The 19,490-nt window shown below is 38.9% G+C and carries 13 protein-coding genes; all 13 read right to left on the bottom strand.

What is annotated here, in order from left to right; all coding sequences use genetic code 11:
• Positions 1-60 precede the first annotated feature (60 nt).
• Positions 61-339 carry a metallophosphoesterase family protein gene (locus IE080_RS16410; RefSeq protein ID WP_189585171.1) on the bottom strand — a complete coding sequence of 93 codons (279 nt, stop codon included), beginning with the start codon at positions 337-339 and terminating at the stop codon, positions 61-63.
• A gap of 35 nt (positions 340-374) precedes the next feature.
• Positions 375-1,094 (bottom strand): class I SAM-dependent methyltransferase, encoded by a 720-nt coding sequence (locus IE080_RS16405; protein ID WP_189585169.1) that lies wholly within the window; start codon positions 1,092-1,094, stop codon positions 375-377.
• Between the two features lie 100 nt (positions 1,095-1,194).
• Positions 1,195-2,268, bottom strand: coding sequence for a hypothetical protein (locus IE080_RS16400; RefSeq protein WP_189585167.1), 1,074 nt, complete (start codon positions 2,266-2,268; stop codon positions 1,195-1,197).
• A 197-nt stretch (positions 2,269-2,465) separates the two neighbouring features.
• Entirely contained in the window at positions 2,466-3,539 is a 1,074-nt protein-coding gene (locus IE080_RS16395) for a helix-turn-helix transcriptional regulator (protein WP_189585163.1), read from the bottom strand.
• Positions 3,540-3,727: 188 nt separating this feature from the next.
• Positions 3,728-5,122 (bottom strand): hypothetical protein, encoded by a 1,395-nt coding sequence (locus tag IE080_RS16390; protein ID WP_189585160.1) that lies wholly within the window; start codon positions 5,120-5,122, stop codon positions 3,728-3,730.
• The gene (locus IE080_RS16385; RefSeq protein WP_009036504.1) at positions 5,070-5,990 is read right to left on the bottom strand and encodes an IS1595 family transposase; all 921 of its coding nucleotides are present in this window, start codon (positions 5,988-5,990) and stop codon (positions 5,070-5,072) included. Before IE080_RS16385 ends, IE080_RS16390 begins: the two co-directional genes overlap by 53 nt.
• 457 nt (positions 5,991-6,447) lie before the next feature.
• Positions 6,448-7,122 carry a M48 family metallopeptidase gene (locus IE080_RS16380; protein WP_189585158.1) on the bottom strand — a complete coding sequence of 225 codons (675 nt, stop codon included), beginning with the start codon at positions 7,120-7,122 and terminating at the stop codon, positions 6,448-6,450.
• Complete coding sequence (locus IE080_RS16375; protein ID WP_189585155.1) at positions 7,122-10,310, bottom strand: type I restriction endonuclease subunit R; 3,189 nt, start codon at positions 10,308-10,310, stop codon at positions 7,122-7,124. Before IE080_RS16375 ends, IE080_RS16380 begins: the two co-directional genes overlap by 1 nt.
• A gap of 3 nt (positions 10,311-10,313) precedes the next feature.
• Positions 10,314-14,057 (bottom strand): ATP-dependent DNA helicase, encoded by a 3,744-nt coding sequence (locus tag IE080_RS16370; protein ID WP_189585153.1) that lies wholly within the window; start codon positions 14,055-14,057, stop codon positions 10,314-10,316.
• Positions 14,054-14,515 (bottom strand): hypothetical protein, encoded by a 462-nt coding sequence (locus IE080_RS16365; protein WP_189585150.1) that lies wholly within the window; start codon positions 14,513-14,515, stop codon positions 14,054-14,056. The genes IE080_RS16370 and IE080_RS16365 overlap by 4 nt, the downstream gene beginning before the upstream one ends.
• Complete coding sequence (locus IE080_RS16360) at positions 14,515-15,369, bottom strand: endonuclease/exonuclease/phosphatase family protein (protein WP_189585147.1); 855 nt, start codon at positions 15,367-15,369, stop codon at positions 14,515-14,517. The genes IE080_RS16365 and IE080_RS16360 overlap by 1 nt, the downstream gene beginning before the upstream one ends.
• 2 nt (positions 15,370-15,371) lie before the next feature.
• Positions 15,372-16,580 (bottom strand): restriction endonuclease subunit S, encoded by a 1,209-nt coding sequence (locus IE080_RS16355; protein ID WP_189585144.1) that lies wholly within the window; start codon positions 16,578-16,580, stop codon positions 15,372-15,374.
• Positions 16,580-19,489: a class I SAM-dependent DNA methyltransferase gene (locus IE080_RS16350; RefSeq protein WP_189585141.1), complete on the bottom strand. Its 2,910-nt coding sequence runs from the start codon at positions 19,487-19,489 to the stop codon at positions 16,580-16,582. Before IE080_RS16350 ends, IE080_RS16355 begins: the two co-directional genes overlap by 1 nt.
• Position 19,490 lies beyond the last annotated feature (1 nt).

The following is a 19,490-nucleotide window of genomic DNA, read 5'->3' as shown; positions in this document are numbered from 1 at the left end:
CATCTTCCTCATCCTCAAAAGAAGCGGAACCGAATTCAAACACAGAACCATGGGCCAGTACTATGCGGGCTTGTTCGCCAATCCTTGATAGATTTCTGCGCCGGAACGCAGCCATTCTGTAAGGTCTGAGTTTACATGACGCCTCAATAGCGGACAAGGTAACAGGATAACCTCCTCTAATTCCACAAGAACTGCCTCTACTAGTAGATGGAGATTCGGCGCAAGGGTAAGTCGTTCTTCTAAAAAATACGATTGATGCCAAACTGTCCCCATAGCACCATGGTCATGATTTCCCGGGATAACATAAACGGGTACAGGTATCTCACCTATGGCTTTCAAAGTTTGGGACACCCATTTCTTGATGGGAAATTATTTTATCGCTTCTGATACAATTTATAAGTTGAACCCGTACCGTTAAATGTCGGAAATGTTCTTCCGGTATTTGTCAATCCCGCCATCACTAGTAGCCTATCGATGCTGGCCCAATCCCATTGTCTGATGGGAAATTCATCCTCATAATTTTTTGTCGCACCATCGAAAACCAATGAACCTTGCTCCCGATAGTTGAAAATTTGATGGACCCCAGATGGGTTGATGGTGACTTTTCTTTGAAAATCTGGCCTATTGATATTGAATAACACAGGGTTTGCAAAAAAAACGTTGTCAGGTAGATCAAAGAAAAAGAGGCCATTTGGATTGAGATGATCTGTAATATTCTGAAGGCTTTTCAGCATTTCTTCTTCATCGATGATATAGCTCAAGACCGTAAATACTGCCAAGGCCAGATCGGCTGAACCATTGGAGTAGTTGGCAATGGAACAGGGATAAATTGGAAAGGTAAGGCCCTTTTCTGCACATTTTTCTTTGAAAACATCAACCATTCCGCTGCTTTGCTCAACTGCAATTACTTCATATCCCTGTTGCACAAGCGGAATAGACAATCTACCCGTACCTGCCCCGAAATCCAGGATGCTGCCAGCCGGCAAAATTTTATTGATTTCTCGAAGCGTAGTATTGGTGAAGCTTTCATAGATTCCCCCAAATGTAAGTTGATATACTTTATCGTAAAGTTTAGACCAGTTATCGTGTGACATGTTTTTTTAGTTTAGATTGTTGAATATTATAATTTTCTCAATTAATTCTAGGTTTCAATTGAAGCTTTTCTCTCCTTTGTCATTATCAATTAGTTTTTCTTTAGGAAGCTAACCCTCTTCTCACTAACTTATTTTGCAAATAATTTCGTTGAATTGGGATTACTAAGGCACCTCCTCTACTTTGAATGTTGATTGACTGTAGAATTTCAGGATAGGCCGAAAGACAAGCTTTTAGTCTTTTTCTCATGCGTGATACTAGAGGTTCTAAATGCTTACGGTAGGTACCATCTTCCAATTGTCGTTGAGCTTGCTTATATAACTCGTTTAAAGACCCGTTAACAACAAAGTATTTATGATAAATCTTAAGGAACTCAATCATGATCGTTTCTTTTTCAAAATCTCGATAACTTAATCCACTTTCGTATTTAAGCAACATAAAGAATAAAGCTTTTTCTTTCCCATTTGAAATAGGAAGTACAACTTGCTGATGGTCTATATGTAAAATCAAATTCGCATCCTCGTCTACTGTTAGTGAATATTCTGGCTTTCCAAAAAATTGTTGTAAATCCAAAGAAGATATATTATCCCTTATCGATCGTAATACTAAGAATACACGCTGAATAAAGTCCATAGCCTCTACTCTGTCTTTTGAAAATTGGGCTATCTTTGACAAACAAGAGTTGCAAATATTGGCTGCCTTCATTTTAAAGCTCACTTCCTCCTTTACTTCAGAAAAATCATACATACACCCTCTGCTCACTTCATGATAGATATCATCTTTAATATGATTTCCAAAGAACTTCATAGAAGTAATCAAAGCTATTAAATGATAGGCAACTGGATATAAGTCATCCTTGTGGTTAAGTTCTCCCCAATTGGAGGTCTGCAAAAAAGCAATCGTAGACGCATCCGGATTGACAGCACCAAACCAGTTGTACTCATTGGCGCCATGGACCAAAAAGATGAAATAATGCTCCCCTGCCGGAAGCAGACTTTTAGTTTTCTCCTGCTGACCTACAGCAAAAAGCTCATCCCAGGCCCAATAGGATTGAGAGTCACCTTCGTAGGGCCGGATATGAAACTGTACTGCGGGAGTGAAGAAAGGTTTTAGGTAAACCAACAAACGTTCGGTAAGCTGCATAGAAGCAGTATCTGCGATAAGGTAGATATGCATGGAAGAAGATGTTAATGGTAAAATAAAACAAGTAATCCCCTAATCCTTAGGGCACCTTGACAAAACCTTAATTTTGTCGGCTGATCATTTCATCTAACAGCCAGGAATACGATCTTCTCTATTTAATTTCAAATCCCTTGCCGTTGATGATACAAATCAAGGGACATAGCGCGCAGCCAATTTGCGCAAATAAAAAATCAGTATTTTTTTTTCATTTTTTCTATCCTATCACTCATTCTAAACTTCAAAGAGTCAGGACTAATTACTTTTATATACTCGCCTTTTGACAATAAAAGAGATTCTAATTCAAAATTGGGATATACGTTGATCTGTATGATCACCTCATCCTCATTTCGTGAAATAATTTGCTGGCTGCTGTGTAACGGCTTACTTTCTATGTAATGATATTGCTTAGAATCTACACTGATCTGAATAGCTTCTATTCCACTACTTTCATCGAAGGATACACCAATGATATCCTTTAGATATTCTGACGGCCTTACACCATGATTAACCACATAAGATTCATCTGATGGCTTTATTTCCTGAATTCTATCCAGAGGTAGATTTAAAAGACGATCGGGATTCTCAAGGGTGTTTTGGTGCGATCTTGCAAATAAAAACCAACGTTTATTATACTGTTTCAGGAAATATGGAGAAACGACAAAAAGAAACTCTTGATTAAGGTTATGTGAAAAATACCTGATTTCTAAAGCCTGCTTTTTTGAAATGAAATCATAAAGCTGCCCCAAATAGCCTATTCCTTTTAGTTGTGGGTTTTCCTCAAAAGAGATGATTTCATCATTAGGAACACCATCTTTTTTTATCAGTTCCAAGCCTTGTACAATATCCTTCAACCAGGAGAGAGAATTCATATGACTCAACCTGTGCAAAACCCCCATGGCTTCAATCATACTAGCCCTTTCCTTTTTGGAAACTGGTTGATTAGCTATGGTAAATTCAGGGTTTTTATATCGGTAGGTCTTTAATTTGGATTTTTTGGTTTGTAAATTACCCCTATTTCTATCATTTTTATCAATTCCAATCTTTAGCCTTTTTTCCTCTATTATTTCAGCATTAAATGATTCCCTAAACTCCTTTAAATCATCCTGTAAGGTCCGCTTTGAAAGGCTTACATCCTCAAGCAAAGATCCTGTCTCGAAAGCAATTGCCTTCCTGCATGCCAAAATCAAATCATCCATAAACACACCATCTTTCTTCAACTCGGCATCTATGGTCATGTAGCGGATGTAAGCGTATCTTGTATGCATTACCTTTGATTAAGTTTTTAAAACTTTCTAAAAAAGTGGCCTAACTTAAATTTCATTTTAAGATAGGAATTACCCACCCCAGAATATCACATATCATTTTAATTTAGCTGCATTTTTTTACTTAGAAATTTTATTTAAACATCATATCTTTAATATGAAACATAAAATGACATAAAACCAATAAAATCTCATTTTACTCTGAAGGTGTTTTTTAACCCGAATAACTTTTTCAGGAGTCCCTTTTGGTACAGTGTTTTCCAAATTTGAATAATTTCTTCCAAATCCGAATAAGTTGTTTCACTTGGATGACATGAATTATTTCTAATATTTTTAATACGGAATCCAAGAGTTAAAAATGACTGAAAATCCTCAAATGTATCAAATGGTTGTGCTTTTCTACCTTTGTTAACTAAACTCACCCCAATTAATTGTCCGCCTATCATTGGAGGTCTCCATTCTTGAGTTTTGGGATCTAAAAAATTAAAATTAAAACCAGGAGGTTCTCCAAGTATTATCTCCATATTTGGTTGATACTTATAGAAAAACTCAGGTAATTGAATTTCATATTGATTTCTGACCCAATGAACCAAAGAATAAGACATTTCTATTTCAAATGCTTTTCCGAACGGTAAAATAAAAGGACCTGTATCACCAAAAAAAACGGAATACACAAGTTTTAATTTAGCACCTTGTAATAAAAAAGTGAATGTTGAAGGTTCAATATATTTTTTAAACTCAAGGAGTTCTTCAATATTAAGACCAAAACAATTAGAAAGTATGTGCAAATCAAAATCTTTACTTTTACCTCTTCTGTCCTTTATATTTTTATAGATTACGCTGCTTAATCTGTTACTTACTATCTGATATCCTTCAAATATTAAATCATTTTCACTTTTTTGTGTATCAGAAACTTTAGATGGTTTGGAAAAAACGCTATTCAAACTGGACAACTTAACACCTAATTCATTAAGAACCCTCCTGTTTCTCGAAACCTTAATAAGTCTAAAAGAAAGTTTGTGAAAAATATTTGCAAGGGGTATTTCAAGTTGTATTTTCTTTAATGATAAACCGGTGCTTTTAATTGCTTCTTCCATCTCTCCCCCCATTTTTATTATAACTGATAGCTCGGTTAAACCAGCCATATCTGACAAAAGGTTTTCATTGCTAAGATTCAATAAATAAAAATAATTTTCTTTTGGATGAGGAGTAACAACTAAAAATGGTAAATTATCTACATTGACTCCTAATTCTTCAGAGATTATTAAAGCTGTCAATGAACTATCTAAAGTTTTAATTATAAGCTTAGGGTTTTTAATCTGCTCCTTTGAAAAAAAAACTTGATTAACCTTATTTAATTTTTCATTAGAATGCAACCAATTTAACCATGCTTTTGGAGGATCAACAAAAGAAGTAAATAGAAAATCTTCTCCAGTAATCAAATTTAATCTTTGAAATGATTTTTGCAGATCCTCATCAAATTTTGGGTTTAATTTTGGACTGTGAATTATATATGCATATAAGGAAATATGATTATCCGCTTGTATACAAGTAGGGGCAAATGCTTGCAATAACCAGTCTGTCAAAGAGTTTTTCACCAAAGTATCTTCTGTTTAGTTTATAGCAGAATTCATTGAGATAGTTTTGAAGCATCTTTTCTGAAACCATATGGTACTTCGTTAGATCCCTTTTAAGGTTGCTTATTGCTATATGTGCCCATTTGAGGTTGAACTTGCCCTCTTTTGTGGAGGATAGTTCGCTTACATGAACATCGATACAATCTTCTATGTTAGAATAAGTCGTACTTTCATCAGTCTGGAGCACGGCTTTTTTGTCTATCAGTCCTTTTATCAGTTTTTCGGCTGTTTTTGCCTTCAAGTTATCTATTTTGACCATCTTGAAATATCTGCAGCTTTTGTCCTTTTCTCCGGTAATTAAGTCTTCAAGAATAGATGATTCAGCCATAACAGCGACTGAAGCTTGTTTTTGGCTTCCACGGCCTTTCTTCAGCTTCGTCTTTTCGGAAGATTTTGTTGCCTTGCTTACAAAAGCCTCATCATATTCGACCATATCCTCAAGTTTATATTGGCTGTCACGTTTACCCATTGCTTCCCGGAGCTTGTGATACAGTCTGAAAACAGTCTCGTATCTGCTATGACCCATCTGCCTCTGTAGTTCAAGGCAGCTAAATCCCTTCTTGGTTGCACTTACAAGTGTCATTGCAAGCAACCAGGTCCTCAATGGCAACTTACTGTTTTCCATAATAGTACCATTTTTCAGCCCTGTCCTAAATTCACAATGTTTACATTGGAACATATTGAGGGAATTAAGCCAGTAGTGATCCCTGGAATTACATTTCTTGCATATGACACCTTCTCTTTCCCTTTGTTCCTTCAAGTAATGGATGCAACTTGCCTCATCAGGATATCTTTCATTGAATTGTAGAATATTCATGGCCTTCTTATTTATTTACAGCCAATTAAACACTTACAATTCAGCCCTGAAAGTTATTGACACTTATTGTCAAAGTATAAAATTTGCCCACTTGTATGTAGGCGGATATTCATATAAGGAAAAATTAAAACCAAACCATGACTCAATATTTTCTTGATTTTCTCTTGCCAGATTTTCAAAAAACAAATAATGATTAACCGGATACCCCATTAGCATTTATACAAGATTTTGATTTTATATACGAGCGTTTTATCAATAATACAAACTTTTTGTTGTTTACTAAATCAAATAACATCATAAATTTGGATTTGCTCAAAATAATTATGTCTAAAAAGAGTTTCAAATAAATAAGGGTTATAAGCTTTACCCTAATTACTAGTTTGCATCATATCCTTGATTTAAAAATTGAAAAATTCCGAATACTTTTCTTGAAATATAAAATAAACTTTCAGAATCATTAAAAATCAATTTCTAAAAGTTGTCCATTTTTCTTCAACCAATTCTTTGCCTTTTCATAGTTGGGTACTTGAATAGAAAGAATGTTCCAAAATCTTGGCGTGTGGTTGTTCTCAATCAAGTGAACTAGCTCGTGGGCTACTAAATACTCTAAAACATACATTGGAGCTTTTATGATTCGCCAATTGAAAATGATATTATTGGCAGGTGTGCAAGAACCCCATCTGTATTTCATTTCTGATGTCTTGAACTGATTATATTGTACACCCAGACTCTTTGCGTATTTGGTCGCTAAAGGTTCAATCTTTATCAAGGCTTGTTTTAAATACCACTTTTTAAATAGCTCATTGGCTTTGTGCTGATTAGCTTTTGAAATTTTGAAACGTTGTTCAAACTCAATGCCATCAAATTCTTCATCAATTACGAGCAACTGATAGTTTTTGCCCAAGTACATCAGCGTTTCTCCACTTACAAATTCTTTGCTCTCTGTAACCAAAGGATATTTCTGAGCGTGGTTCAGTTTCTCTTTTATCCATTGCCTTTTCGATTGAACAATTTTATCAATCTTGTCGGCTGTGAGGTAATGCGGAGCACGAACAACAATACTCTTGTCCCTTTCAACGGATATGTTAAGGGTCTTGCGGTTGGAATATTTTACCTGATACTCAATTACCATTACTCGTTCACTATTTTGAAATGATTGGTTTTCGCTAATTCCATTATTCTCGAAATGATTTCATTTCGCTTGATGATGATGTTGGGCAAGTCTTTGAACTCAGGCGATAAAAGCATTTTCTGCAATTCCGCTTTCAATTTCAACTGTGCAGGGGTGCTATCCCAAAAGCCTGTCAATTTTATTTCAGTGGCAACCAAGTTGAAAATGTGCTGCGTTAAGTTTACGTTTCGTGCAATTTCGTCTTCTGACAAATCCCGATTGTCGAACAACTCGGCTTTGAAAATGCGGAAGAATGGCATCTGCTTTTTGCGGTCTAAACCATAGGTTTCTTCTTTTTCTCGGTTCTTGATTTTCTCTCTCAATTTTTCCAACTCCTCATAAATCAGCTTCCAGTTGCCTTTGAAGTTTTTCAGAATTTCTTCTAATGCTTGAGCAAAGGAGGCAAACAACTCCGGGTCTTCATCAATATTCAAATCTATGAAGTGGCGAATGGCGTGTTCTACTTCGGCAGCTTTGGTCTTTTCTCGTTTTTTGGTGGCGACTACTTTATTAAAAAAGTCGTCTGCAATGATGGAGATAGGAGCAACTTGTTGCTCAATGCCTTTGGAGATTAGATACTCGTCTGCAATGGCTCGTAGCTTGGGCGGGATGCCTTTCATACTAAATCTGCCATCACGGAAATGTTTGTTTGCCAAGGCATTGATTTCTGTAAAAGCTTTCCAGTCGTTGAAAAACTCCAGGGCTTCTTTGCGTGGTAGAACGTTATTGAAACAACTTGTTAGCGTATTGTACAACTTGATGTATTCAAAGCGGATGTCTTCATCATAAAAAACATCAAAAAAGGCATCAGAATCCGAAAGGTCTTCCAAACCGTAAACTTTCAGGAAATTCCAAATATCCTGATGTGCTTTTATTAAATCGTTTAATTCGGCATCATCATCCGAAATGCAGTCCACAATTTCCTGCAATTCTTTTTCGGCATATACATCCAATGCCCGTTTGAGGTGATGCCCTACGCCTACATAATCCACCACAAAACCTTTGTCTTTGCCTTCGGGGCCAACTCGGTTTACCCTTGCTATAGTTTGTAAAAGGTTGTGGGCAACAATTACCCTATCCAAATACATTACCTGCTCAATGGGAGCATCAAAACCCGTGAGGAGCATATTGTTCACGATAACAATACCCACATTGCCGTTCAGGCTCTTGTCTTCTTCGTCTGTTTTGCCAAAAGGCAATTTGAATCGTTTGATGCTCTTTTTGTGGTAGTTAGCATTGGTGTAGGCTTTTATTTCCAGTTCGTCATTGTGACTGCCCGAAATCACTACGGCTGTTTCTAAGGTTCTCAGCACATCAAGTTTAACCAGCATAGGATTGTCAACTTCCAACTCTGTAATTTTTGCTTTGAGTGCGGCATCAATGGCGGCTTTGTATCGAACGGCTGCAATCCTTGAATTGGCTACAATTTGAGCTTTGAAGCCACCCGAAAAAATATGTTCTACATAATGGTTCACCATACTTTTGGCTTTGTCCATTATGGTACTCATACTGTCCAGATACGCATCACGGCTGCCAAAGCCCAATATCTGCAAGCGTTCGGTGAGCTGATATTCGCTGAATACATCTGCAAACTTATCGTCCATTCCTTGCTTGTCTTCTACTTCGGCATTGTGGGTAAAGCCTTCGTACACAATTTCCAGGGTTACGCCATCATCTATGGCCTGACGCATTGTGTATTTGTCTATATAGTCCTTGTATTTCTTCTCTGTTTTGGCGGTGGGTGTTCCAGTGAAACCGATTGAGGTTGCATTCGGTATTGCACGATCAAGGTTGGCCGCCAATAATGAATACTGCGACCTGTGGGCTTCATCTGTCATCACCAAAATATTGTGGCTGCTGTTCAGCTCAGGGAAGATTTCCAAACCTGATAAATCTCCGTTTTCCTGAAACTTGTGAATCATTGCCATCACCAAATCTGAGTTATCATTCCTTAATAACTCTTTTAGGCTTTGCCCATTAGGCTCCTTTTTAGGATCAATAAACGTAGCCGTCTTAATAGTAAAGCCTATACTTTGCCCTGTTTCAGTAAGTTGTTCTTCTAATTGCGTGCGGTCAGTAACAAAAATGATTTTCCACGACATCAGTTCGGGTCGGAGTTTCATTTCCCGCACCATAAACATCATTGTAAGCGATTTGCCCGAACCTTGCGTGTGCCAAATTATCCCCCCCCGTTCCATTGGGTTTTTGCCTTCTATCAGGCGTTGCGTAGCAATTTTTACCGCACGAAACTGTTGGTATCTACCCACAATTTTGATTTTCTGTCCTTTGTCGTTGGTGGCAAATACGGTGAATACACGGATAATGTCTAGCAGGTTCCTTCGGTCGAGCATTCCCGCCACCAATCGCTGTTGGTCATTGGGTGAGGATTGCCCGTGTACCAAATCATTGAGCGTTTTGGGATATGGGTCTGTCCATCGGTAAAAATGTTTTTCTATGCGTGTGGTGATGGTGCCAAACTTCGCTTCGGTGCGGCAGGTAGTTACCAATATCTGATTGTAGTAAAACAGTTCTTTGTTGCCTTCGCCTGTGTCGCCACGCTGCTCGGAGTAGCGCATCAGTTGGTCAATGGCTTCTGGTATGGGTTCTTTTACTTTGGATGATTTGGCTTCTACCACCACCACGGGCAAGCCATTTACAAATAACACCATATCGGGAATGATGTGGTGGTCGGTTCCCGTAACGCTTACTTTGAACTGCGAAATGGCTACAAAGCTGTTGTTCGCCAAGTTTTCAAAATCAATAAACCGCACCGTAGGGCTGAGTTCGCCTGTTTGTTCGTTTTTCGATACGGTGGTATTTTCCAGCAGGTAGTGCAGCACCTGTTGGTTGTTTTCGAGCAGACTGTTTTTTTGAAATGTGGTGATTTTTCGTTCCAGTTCGTCCACCTGTGCAGGCGTGAGAAACGGATTGATTTTCATCAATGCTTCCCGCAGTTTGGCCTTGAGCACCACTTCCGAAAACGAAGTTCTGAAACTCTGCCCGGGTTCTTGCTGCATTTTTAGCTCCAGCACATCCCAACCCAAGCCTGCCAGTTGCTCCAAAAATGGTTTTTCAACGTGGCTGTATTCGTCCAGCTTGAGGGTATTGCCCAGGTTGCCCCTGTATTTATTGTCGTTACTTAAAATCATATCTTATCTCTTAAAAAACTTTGCAATTATTTCATCTATCTCCTTTACAGAGATTGCCCCACGCACACTTCCATCTTCCATTTCAAAGGCTTTGTCTTCGGTTACGATTAAAGTGCCGTTTGCTCCACCTTTTTCCAGAATGTCGTTTTCTTTATACCATTGGTATTTTTCTTCCCAACGCTGTTTGTATTCAGCATCAAACAACATTCCGCAGTGCTCCCAAAAATACACTTTGCCCGACTCTTCGTTTTCAATGGTGAAATCGGGAAGCTTTTCTACTTCCTTAATGGTGAGTTTCTTTTCGTACAGTGGATTTAGCTTGTTGTCAATAAGGCGTTGATAAATCATCAACTCGCTTTTTGAACGGAGCATTTTGCCATCACTGGCCTGGTGAATTAGATTCTTTTCAAGGTACTGGCCTTCCACTTCTACTAATTCCGGTTTTACAAACAGGTTGGTGATACGTTTGAGCGCATCCGATTTTAATGGTGATGCCAATCCTTTTATATCAAATGCATTGCCCTGAAATAAGAGAATGACTTTGTCTTTTTGGCGGGTCAATGACGTGTAAAGCATTTCCCGTGAAAGCAGGAAACAAGGATTTGGAATAACTAAAAATATTTTCCCAAATTCACTACCTTGTGCTTTGTGAACCGTTAATGCATAAGCTAACTCTAAAGGATTATTTTTTTCTTCTTTAAATTCCCAAGACTTGAATGAATACTTAAACCCCTTTTGAGAAGTAAATTCAATTTCCGTATTCTGCGGCTTTCCTTTGAAGGTCATTTTAGCAGTCTTGAATTGACCGATTACCATTCCAATTTCTCCATTGGCCACATAATTCAATGCATCTGCATTAGGCCAAACATCTTTGGGATTTCGTTTTGCATTGAAGAGATTGATGACTTTGTCACCATACACGATTTCTTCCAAGCCAATAGGCGAAGGGATTTTCCCATATCTATCCCGGGCATATTTTACTTTGTCTTCCCTGAATAGCTTGTGAATTTTTCGATTGATGGCTCTAACACCAAACACTTTTTCGCGAATGGGAGAAAGAATTTGCCAAGACTCAGCTTTATTGGCGGCTTCTTTGAAGTTAAAATACCTGCCATCATTAGACCCAAGTGTTTTATTAAAGGTTTGTACATCTTCAATTCCACTCAATCCCAATTCTTCTACCAGTACCTTTTCAAATACTTTGTCAAACTCTGCTTCATTTTCCCAACTTTCCATTCGCAGGTATTGCGAGTTTGGGGTGGTCAAAATCTGATTGATGATGCTGTCGGCTCCCGGTTCTAAACTTTCGCCACTGAACCATTCGGCCAATTGCAAATCTTCCCGTTTAGAGCCGCCTTGTCTGCGTTTGATGGTTAACTCTGCATAACCTTTTCCTACTCGTGGAAATGCCGTTTCAATCCCCTCGGGCTTTAGGTGGTGGATAATATCTACAAAAGGACGACCTGCTCCAATGGGCGGCAATTGCCTGTGGTCGCCAACCAAAATGAAACGCTTGACTCCTTTCAGGCAATCCATTGTAGTGGCCAGCATTTCTTCGGTGAGCATTGAGGCTTCATCCAATATCACGGTTTCGTATTGACCTTCGCAGTATCTCTCTGAAAGCACATATTGCTGAATTTCTCCGTTGTATCTGCCATAGCCAGATAGAAATTGAGCCAAAGTTTTAGCAGTTACTTGCAGGTTCTTTGCTACTTCTTCCATTCTTACTCTTGCTTTTCCCGTTGGAGCTAGAAGCAATACGCCATTATTTTCAACTTCTTTTTGTCCTGCTAAAATGGTGAGCAAAGTAGTTTTTCCTGTGCCTGCCGGACCTATCAAAACCGAGAAACGAGCTTCGGCAATTTCCTTTAAGGCTGCCGCTTTTTCTTTCCTTGCATTCAGTTCCTGCGTGTCGGGTTCGCCTTTCGTGAAGGGTTTTAATGATTCATCCAACAGATTTAACCAATCGGCAGTAAGTGGCAAACGCTTACCATTGACCCTATCACTTATTTTTTGACTGATGATTTTTCTGGTTTCAGCAAAGCGTTGTAACTGATAGGCTCTTTCACCATCTTTCATTTCTTCCAACACAATGCTTCCTGCAAAACACTCTTCTGCCAGTTCGTAATAATCGCTGTTGATGCCACAAGCGGGTGAAAGGGAAAGATCTCTTATTTTTTTGATGATTTCTTTACGTGGCAATAGGGTATGACCTTGTATGGCTGCATACTCCAATTGCTGAATGGTAATGGCTCTGATGCGGTGTATGTCAAAGGGATCATCATACACCAATTGGTCGGGCAATATATTATCAGGTGCGTTTTTTAAATACAGCCCCAAATCAATGGTGCTGAGTGCTACCGGTGTGAGGGTAAAGCGTAGATCTTCATAAATCAAATAAGGATTGCTCAGGTATTCTTCGTCTTTGCGAATGATGCCCAAGGCTTCCCTTTCTTCTTCTACAAACAGAAATTTTGCTTGCTCTATACTTAAATCGAAACGGCTCAGCAAATGCAAAAACTTTATGCGTGTGGGAGTGGCTTTTTCTTTTAAGCGTTTGTAAAGTTTATTGGAGTTGAAGGGAATTAAACCTGCCACGGCATCTGATAAAATACCTTTGGAATCGTCCAATGCCTTTTCAAAAAGCAACCAAGGGTTATCCTTGTCATCTTTCAGTTGGTTGATGATTTCGGCTGAAACAAAATGTCCTTTTTCAATGCCAAAAGCACAAAGTGCTGCACCCATACCCGGATAGGCACCTCTGAGTTTTTCGAGTTGTGCAATTTCATTGTGTATCCATTGGATGCTTGCCTGATGGTTTTCGCCTATTCCTAAAGCTTCAGCTTTTTCCAATGATTTGATGCAGTCTAATAAAACCCTGATAGCACTGTCGTTACTCACGTGCTCAGTGCCATACGAAAACTCAAAACGTTTATCGTTGGGAACAACTACGGCCAATTCAGCTACATCAAAACTCGGGGTTTCTTCTTGGTATTCAATAGCTGCGTGATAAGGCAACAAAAAGCCGTTTTTCCCATCCTTGCGAATGGTATGTAAAATCATATGCTCCCAATAGGCTGCACCAAAGCGGTTGTTGCTGCCTTCGTAAGCTTCTGAAGCTATGATTTTATTGATTTTGCCCACACCTGCCAGCACCCTGCCTGATTCTTCCACAAAGGGCACTTGCTTGGCATAAAAGAAAACCAAAGAAGTATCTTCTTGCAAATGCTCAAAGAAGCAATTGAGTAAGGCTTTTTGATTGCCAATTTCCTGCACCCAATGGTCGCCACCGTTGGTAGCCCAGTCCAATTGCGGTTCTTTGGCTTCATCATAGTTTAATTCATATAGGGCAGTTTTTTCTTTGGCATTTTCTTTCAGCATCCAATGGTAAGGCACTGCTGCTGCACCAAAAGCAGGAAACTGAACCCGTGTGGGTTTCAAATGCCCGTGTGTATTGGGTGAACTGAGTGCATAGGGATGCTTCAATGTTTTGTTTATGCCAAAAGGAGCCATAAACGTAGCCCTTTCACCAATGCACACCGGATATTGCTCTTCGGATAAATCACTCAAAAGTTTGCCTGCCAATGCCTGCTCTTGTTCATCATTACGATTGAGGGCACAATTTTTTAAAATCAAACAAGCACCATTGGCTTTGGGGTTGTTGCAAATACTGCCGTTCCAGCCGTTATCGTGCCAGGGTACACGGACAGAAAGGTGCTTGAGTATATATCTTGGATTGTGCTTCATAGTTTTTCATTTCTACTTTCATTATACAAATCAACCTGAGAGCTCAGATTATTTACTACGTTACTGAAGAAACTACTTTGAAAAAATGAATCCAACTTCTCCTTGAGTTCTTTTTCAGATTCAAATTCACCTTCATTTGAAGGTTGTCTATCAAATAAAATTAATTCAACGGGGTAGGGCTTATCAGGAAATTTCGGAATTACTTCAAAAAGTTTATAGTTATAGCCTTTTGCAATAAAAGCAATTAAATAAAATGAGTAACTCATAATTACAGCTTCTGATTCAGATTCAATCCTTGATGTTTCAGTAATAAAACTTCTAAAATAGTTTGGATAAGATTCATCGATTGCATCACCATACTCTTGCAATACCGCCCTTGGTGATTTTGCTTTCAGTTCATTTACTAAAGGGCTTCCAATCTTTGGGAGAAACTTCTTTATTTCGTCTTTTTTATTCATTATATGAAAAGTTTAAATGTCAAGGGTAAATGATCAGAGAATGAATCATCTCGTAATTGAAAATCGGTTGTTACCAGTTTCTCAATACCGTTATCATCAATAATTTTTATTGAAGAAAAGTCAAAAATGTCGATTATAGAAGGTCTTATTATTACTTTATCAAATACATTCCAAAATGTTAGTGTAACATCCCTGGTTTTTCTAAAATAGTAGCTACCTGCCAATTTTAAATCTCCAGTCAAATAGTTTCTATCACCAAGATAGGACCACATTGGATTGTAGAAATAATCAAACTTTTTATAAAATTCTGTCCTCTGTTCGTTTAATGCTTCTGTAGTGGAAAGCACTGCATTAAAACCGTCAGGTTCAATCATACCAGGTTCGAAGGGATTCATATTGAAATCTCCAAAAACTAAAAATCTATTATGCCCCACATTACTCCTCGTTTTCATATCACTAATAAACAATGCAATCTGTCTTGCATCTGAATATTGTGTTTTTTCATTAACTGTTAGCTTACTTGGAATATGAAGACCACAAATTATTATCTCCTTTTCCTCTGCTATATTAAGTCTGGCAAATACATATCTTGATGAATCGTGAATTTCAAATAATTGAAAGACATCCAATGGTAGTTTTGAGTAAAAACGAGGTGTAAGCTCAGTTTCTTTCCAATCTTCAACTTTTAATCGTGTTAATCCAGTCAACTTATTTATTTCATTATCATCAACATTTTCCGCTTCGACAAGCAATAAAATGTCAGCTTTGATATCATCCATATTGACAAGCTTTGCTACTTCATTCTCAAAGCCAGCCTTTCGATTAATATTCCAATGTAAAAAACTTGTTGCCATAGTTAAATTTTAACTCTTACCTTACCGCTCAATAAATCTTGCATCAAACCCGTTTTGAGGGATTGTAGTTTTCTAAGCTTTATAGCTTCCGCTGATAAAACATTGTTTGACGTGTTTAATTCTTTTGCAATTAATTGGGCTTCATTTGGCGGTGGTACAAGAATATTAAGTTCACGCAGTGCCTTTAAATTAATTCCTTTTACGGCTTGTCCTATCGTATTAAGTTGGATGTAAAATTTGGAATCAGGTGTTTCAAAGGTATATCTAACATATTCTTTGTACTCATTTTTAACTCTTATACGAGCTGTATCCTGAGTAATATTTGCCCCTTCTAATTCTACAGGTACAAATGCGCATCTACCTACGGTTCCCCTGATGGTGAAAAGCAAATCGTCCTTCATCAATTCTGAACGTTTAAATGCGAGTGCAATTTTCGGATTCGTGAAAAGAAGGTCTCCAAAATGTATTTTTTCGTCAAATATGTCTTTTACTTTCACTACAGGTATTCCACCGAAAAAATGTTTCCCAGGCATCAGGATTCCATAGACAATAGGGCTATTGGGCTTTGTCATTTGGTCTAAACGTTTCACTTCCCACTCCTTCGGAATCCTGCCCAGCGGACTGTCTTTAAACTCGTGGGTTTCTTCACTGCGGATGTTGCCGTGTTCGTCTATGCCTTTGGTGAGCAAATCCTGCATTAAGCCCGTTTTGATGCGGGTGTATTTCGCTATCAGTTGCTCGGTTTGGGCTATGGCTTCATCTACTTTGGATAGGATGCGGGCTATGGTGGTTTGTTCGGTTTTGGATTTGGGAAAAAGTAATTCAATTCTGTTCAAATCTTTTACAACAACTTGCGGTTGAGCAGAACCAGAAACCATTGCAGTTCTTGGTATTTTCTTTAGGTTGTAGTAGAAGTATATTTTGTCTATTTCGAATTTCTCAGAACAAACAATTGAATTGTTGGTAACAAATGCCTTCTCTTCAGTTAAATTAATTAAGCCACTGTTTTCACCACGACAGCTGATTAAAATTTCTTGATTCTCATAATTGTATTTAGAATGCCAGCCAATGATACCATTTGCTCCATAAACAGGATAACCACTTGGGCTAAATTGATTAGTAGGTAAACCAGAACCATACTTGAAATTGAAAATTTCACCTAAAGGCTTTAAATCCCACCCATCCGGAATATGCACTTGATTTTCTTCCATTAGCTCAAATAGTTTAATTGGGTAAGAAAATCATTCAGTTCTGACATAGTATTTTCCCGCTTTTGCTCTATGGCTTGGGCAGAAGTGTAATATTTATCAAATAGGTTTTCATAAGCAGCTACTAAAGCTCGTTTTTCTGCATTGAGGTAGCGTTGCAGTTGGTCGTTGATAATGTCGAAATGCTTTTTCAATATCAGCTTTTGGCTTTCTTCGGTGGTTATCATTCCGCCAATTTCTTCCAATAGGGCATCAATGCTGTCAAGCTTGGTTTGCAGTATGCCACTGTCTTTTACCCGTGCATTGTAGGCTTTGGTAATTTCTTTAAACTGCTTTTGGGCTTCCAGCACCAAATTGAGTTTGGCGGCATCATTGTTTGCCTTTTTCAATTCTTTCTCTAGGGCAGTTACCGATTTTTTGATTTTATCATAATTGGTCGTCTCTTTCAAATCGACTTTAAAGGTTTTAATGAGGCTTTCAATATCAGCATCTAAGTTGTTGAGCTCCTTTTTGGTGGCTGTGAGCAGGGCATTGCTTTCGGCTTTTACATCATCACTGCCATAACGTTTCAGTTCTATTTTCAGCTCCAGTTCGGCTTGCTTTTCCTTGAGTTTGGCTTTGCAGTCCTTAATGGATTTTTCTAAGTCTTTTATTTTGGATTCCTGCTCTTGGTAGGGTTTGGCTTTTTCGGGCTGTTGCTTTTCTTCGGTGTAGAAATCAATCATTTTGCCCAATTCGCTTTTTGCGAGTGCAGGGGTTTGTTTTACTTCGCCTTCTTCTTCGTCTGCTTCAAACTCCACCAAATTCAGAGCTTCTTCAACGGCTTCTTCCAGTTGGCTTTCAAAGTCAGCTTGTTCTATTTCTATCTGCTCAATTTCGGCTTTCTCAGTTTTGAAAAACTCTTCAATCAGGTATTCATCCGGTATCAGCCCGGCATCCCAGCCGTTTTGCATAATGGTTTTGAGGTCGTACTTGATATTGTCCCACCAGTTTACAAACACACCCGCCACCTGAAACTTGTCCAGTACGCCTACGGGTACAAATTTTTCTTTGATGGAATCCAACAGTTCTTTGCGCACTCTCGGGAATCTATCGCCACCCAATCGGAGATAAACACCCATTGGTTCAGCAACCACGTTATCTTGTGGTTCATCTACTTGTGGTGCAAGCGTAGAAAAATCTTCTTTGGCTAATTGCCACCAATCTGCCAAGTGAATGCCTAATTCGGTAAGGGTATCAATCACGTTTTGGTCATCTTCCACCGTTTGTTTGATGGCGGCTTTTTCCGTGATAGCAAAATCTTTGTAGTGCTCGTTTTTGTCTTTGAAGAGTTGGTAGCCATCAAAATCGAATTTGGGGGCCAAAGTCTTCTGCACCTGTTCAATTTCCGAAATGGGCACACCGCCTATTAAATGGGCTTTTACATCTTCGGGTTCGGGCTGGGGCGTATTGTCCACATATCTGCGGATGTTGAGTGTCCAATCGTTTTCTTCAATGCTTATTTTGCCATCTTCTTGCTTGAACACGTCAACCAACTTGGAGTAATTGGCTTCTTCAATTTTGTTGGTGAACACAAAATCAATCTTCTCCACATCTTCGGGGCGAAGCGTGTTTTGCTTTTTGCCTTCCGCATAGTCCTTATCAGCATTTACGATAAAAACCTTGTTTTTCAGGCTGTCGGGCTTGCTCTTGTTGAACACCATCACACAGGCGGGAATTCCCGTGCCGTAAAACAACTGAGGCGGCAAACTGATGATGCCTTCCAGTACATCAGCCTTGAGCATATTCTCCCGGATTTCCTTCTCTTTGCCACCACGGAACAGTACCCCGTGCGGCATTACTACAACCACCTTGCCTGTGCGTTTGCAGCTTGCCAACATATGTTGCACAAACATCAGGTCGCCTTTCTTCCCTGTTTCGGGAGCAAAACCATAGCTAAAGCGAGCTGAGTATTGCATGGTCGCCCGATTATAGTTTTGCGAAAAAGGCGGATTGGCAATTACCCTGTCGAACTGAATAAGTTGTCCGTCTTTTTCATTTAGCGGTTCTTCCAGCGTATCGCCATACTCAATGGTGTATTTGTTGATGTTGTGCAAGATGATGTTCATCTTACAAATGGCCACCACCGTGGGGTCGTTCTCCTGACCAAACAGTTCCAAGTCGTTGGCATTTTGCCCCTGCTCTTCAATGTATTGATGCGATTGAATGAGCATACCACCCGAACCAGCTGTGGGGTCATAAATAGACATTCCCGCTTCGGGCTTAATCAACTGCACCAGTAACCGCACCACTTGATTGGGCGTGTAGAATTGTCCACCTTTTTTGCCGCTTTCATCCGCAAAGTGTTTGAGCAGGTATTCATAAGCTGCACCCAACAGATCGGGAAACTCAAAATTTTCATTCACCAACTTCGGAAACTCGTTGAAGTGGTCAATCATCTTTTTGAGGTCGGCATTTTTCACGATCTGCTTTCCGTCCACTTCCTTGTTGAAGTTGATACGCCCTTTGAAAATACCGGAAAGCGTGTCGGGGTTGGATTCTTCAATAGCGTCCAATGCCTTGTTCAGCATTTGTCCAATATTGTTTTGCAGGTGCTTTATTTCAGGCTGCTGAACGCCATTTTCGTCAATGAATTTTTCATTCCACCGCGCTCTTGGCGGCACAAAGAATGTCTCTCCGTAAGTCAGTTTGTCTTCCAGTATTTCGCTAAGTGTTTCAGCGTCTAAATGTTTGTAGTCGTTCTTTTTAAGGTATTCCCGTTTTTGGTCGAATACGTCTGACATTCTTTTCAGAAACAGCATCCCAAAAATGAACTCTTTGTATTCAGAGGCATCCATCTTGCCCCTTAAAATATCAGCTGCCTTCATCAGGAAGCTTTCTAATTGGGATAACTTAATCTTATCGTTTTTCATT

Source organism: Mongoliitalea lutea, from assembly GCF_014652135.1.
GTDB classification, from domain to species: domain Bacteria; phylum Bacteroidota; class Bacteroidia; order Cytophagales; family Cyclobacteriaceae; genus Mongoliitalea; species Mongoliitalea lutea.
This window is presented reverse-complemented; position numbering and strand designations above follow the sequence as displayed.

What these genes read in the sequence shown, in the direction of transcription:
- IE080_RS16405 (WP_189585169.1), bottom strand. Translation starts at nt 1,094, where the DNA reads ATGTCACACGATAACTGGTCTAAACTTTACGATAAAGTATATCAACTT.
- IE080_RS16400 (WP_189585167.1), bottom strand. Translation starts at nt 2,268, where the DNA reads ATGCATATCTACCTTATCGCAGATACTGCTTCTATGCAGCTTACCGAA.
- IE080_RS16395 (WP_189585163.1), bottom strand. Translation starts at nt 3,539, where the DNA reads ATGCATACAAGATACGCTTACATCCGCTACATGACCATAGATGCCGAG.
- IE080_RS16385 (WP_009036504.1), bottom strand. Translation starts at nt 5,990, where the DNA reads ATGAATATTCTACAATTCAATGAAAGATATCCTGATGAGGCAAGTTGC.
- IE080_RS16380 (WP_189585158.1), bottom strand. Translation starts at nt 7,122, where the DNA reads ATGGTAATTGAGTATCAGGTAAAATATTCCAACCGCAAGACCCTTAAC.
- IE080_RS16375 (WP_189585155.1), bottom strand. Translation starts at nt 10,310, where the DNA reads ATGATTTTAAGTAACGACAATAAATACAGGGGCAACCTGGGCAATACC.
- IE080_RS16370 (WP_189585153.1), bottom strand. Translation starts at nt 14,057, where the DNA reads ATGAAGCACAATCCAAGATATATACTCAAGCACCTTTCTGTCCGTGTA.
- IE080_RS16365 (WP_189585150.1), bottom strand. Translation starts at nt 14,515, where the DNA reads ATGAATAAAAAAGACGAAATAAAGAAGTTTCTCCCAAAGATTGGAAGC.
- IE080_RS16360 (WP_189585147.1), bottom strand. Translation starts at nt 15,369, where the DNA reads ATGGCAACAAGTTTTTTACATTGGAATATTAATCGAAAGGCTGGCTTT.
- IE080_RS16355 (WP_189585144.1), bottom strand. Translation starts at nt 16,580, where the DNA reads ATGGAAGAAAATCAAGTGCATATTCCGGATGGGTGGGATTTAAAGCCT.
- IE080_RS16350 (WP_189585141.1), bottom strand. Translation starts at nt 19,489, where the DNA reads ATGAAAAACGATAAGATTAAGTTATCCCAATTAGAAAGCTTCCTGATG.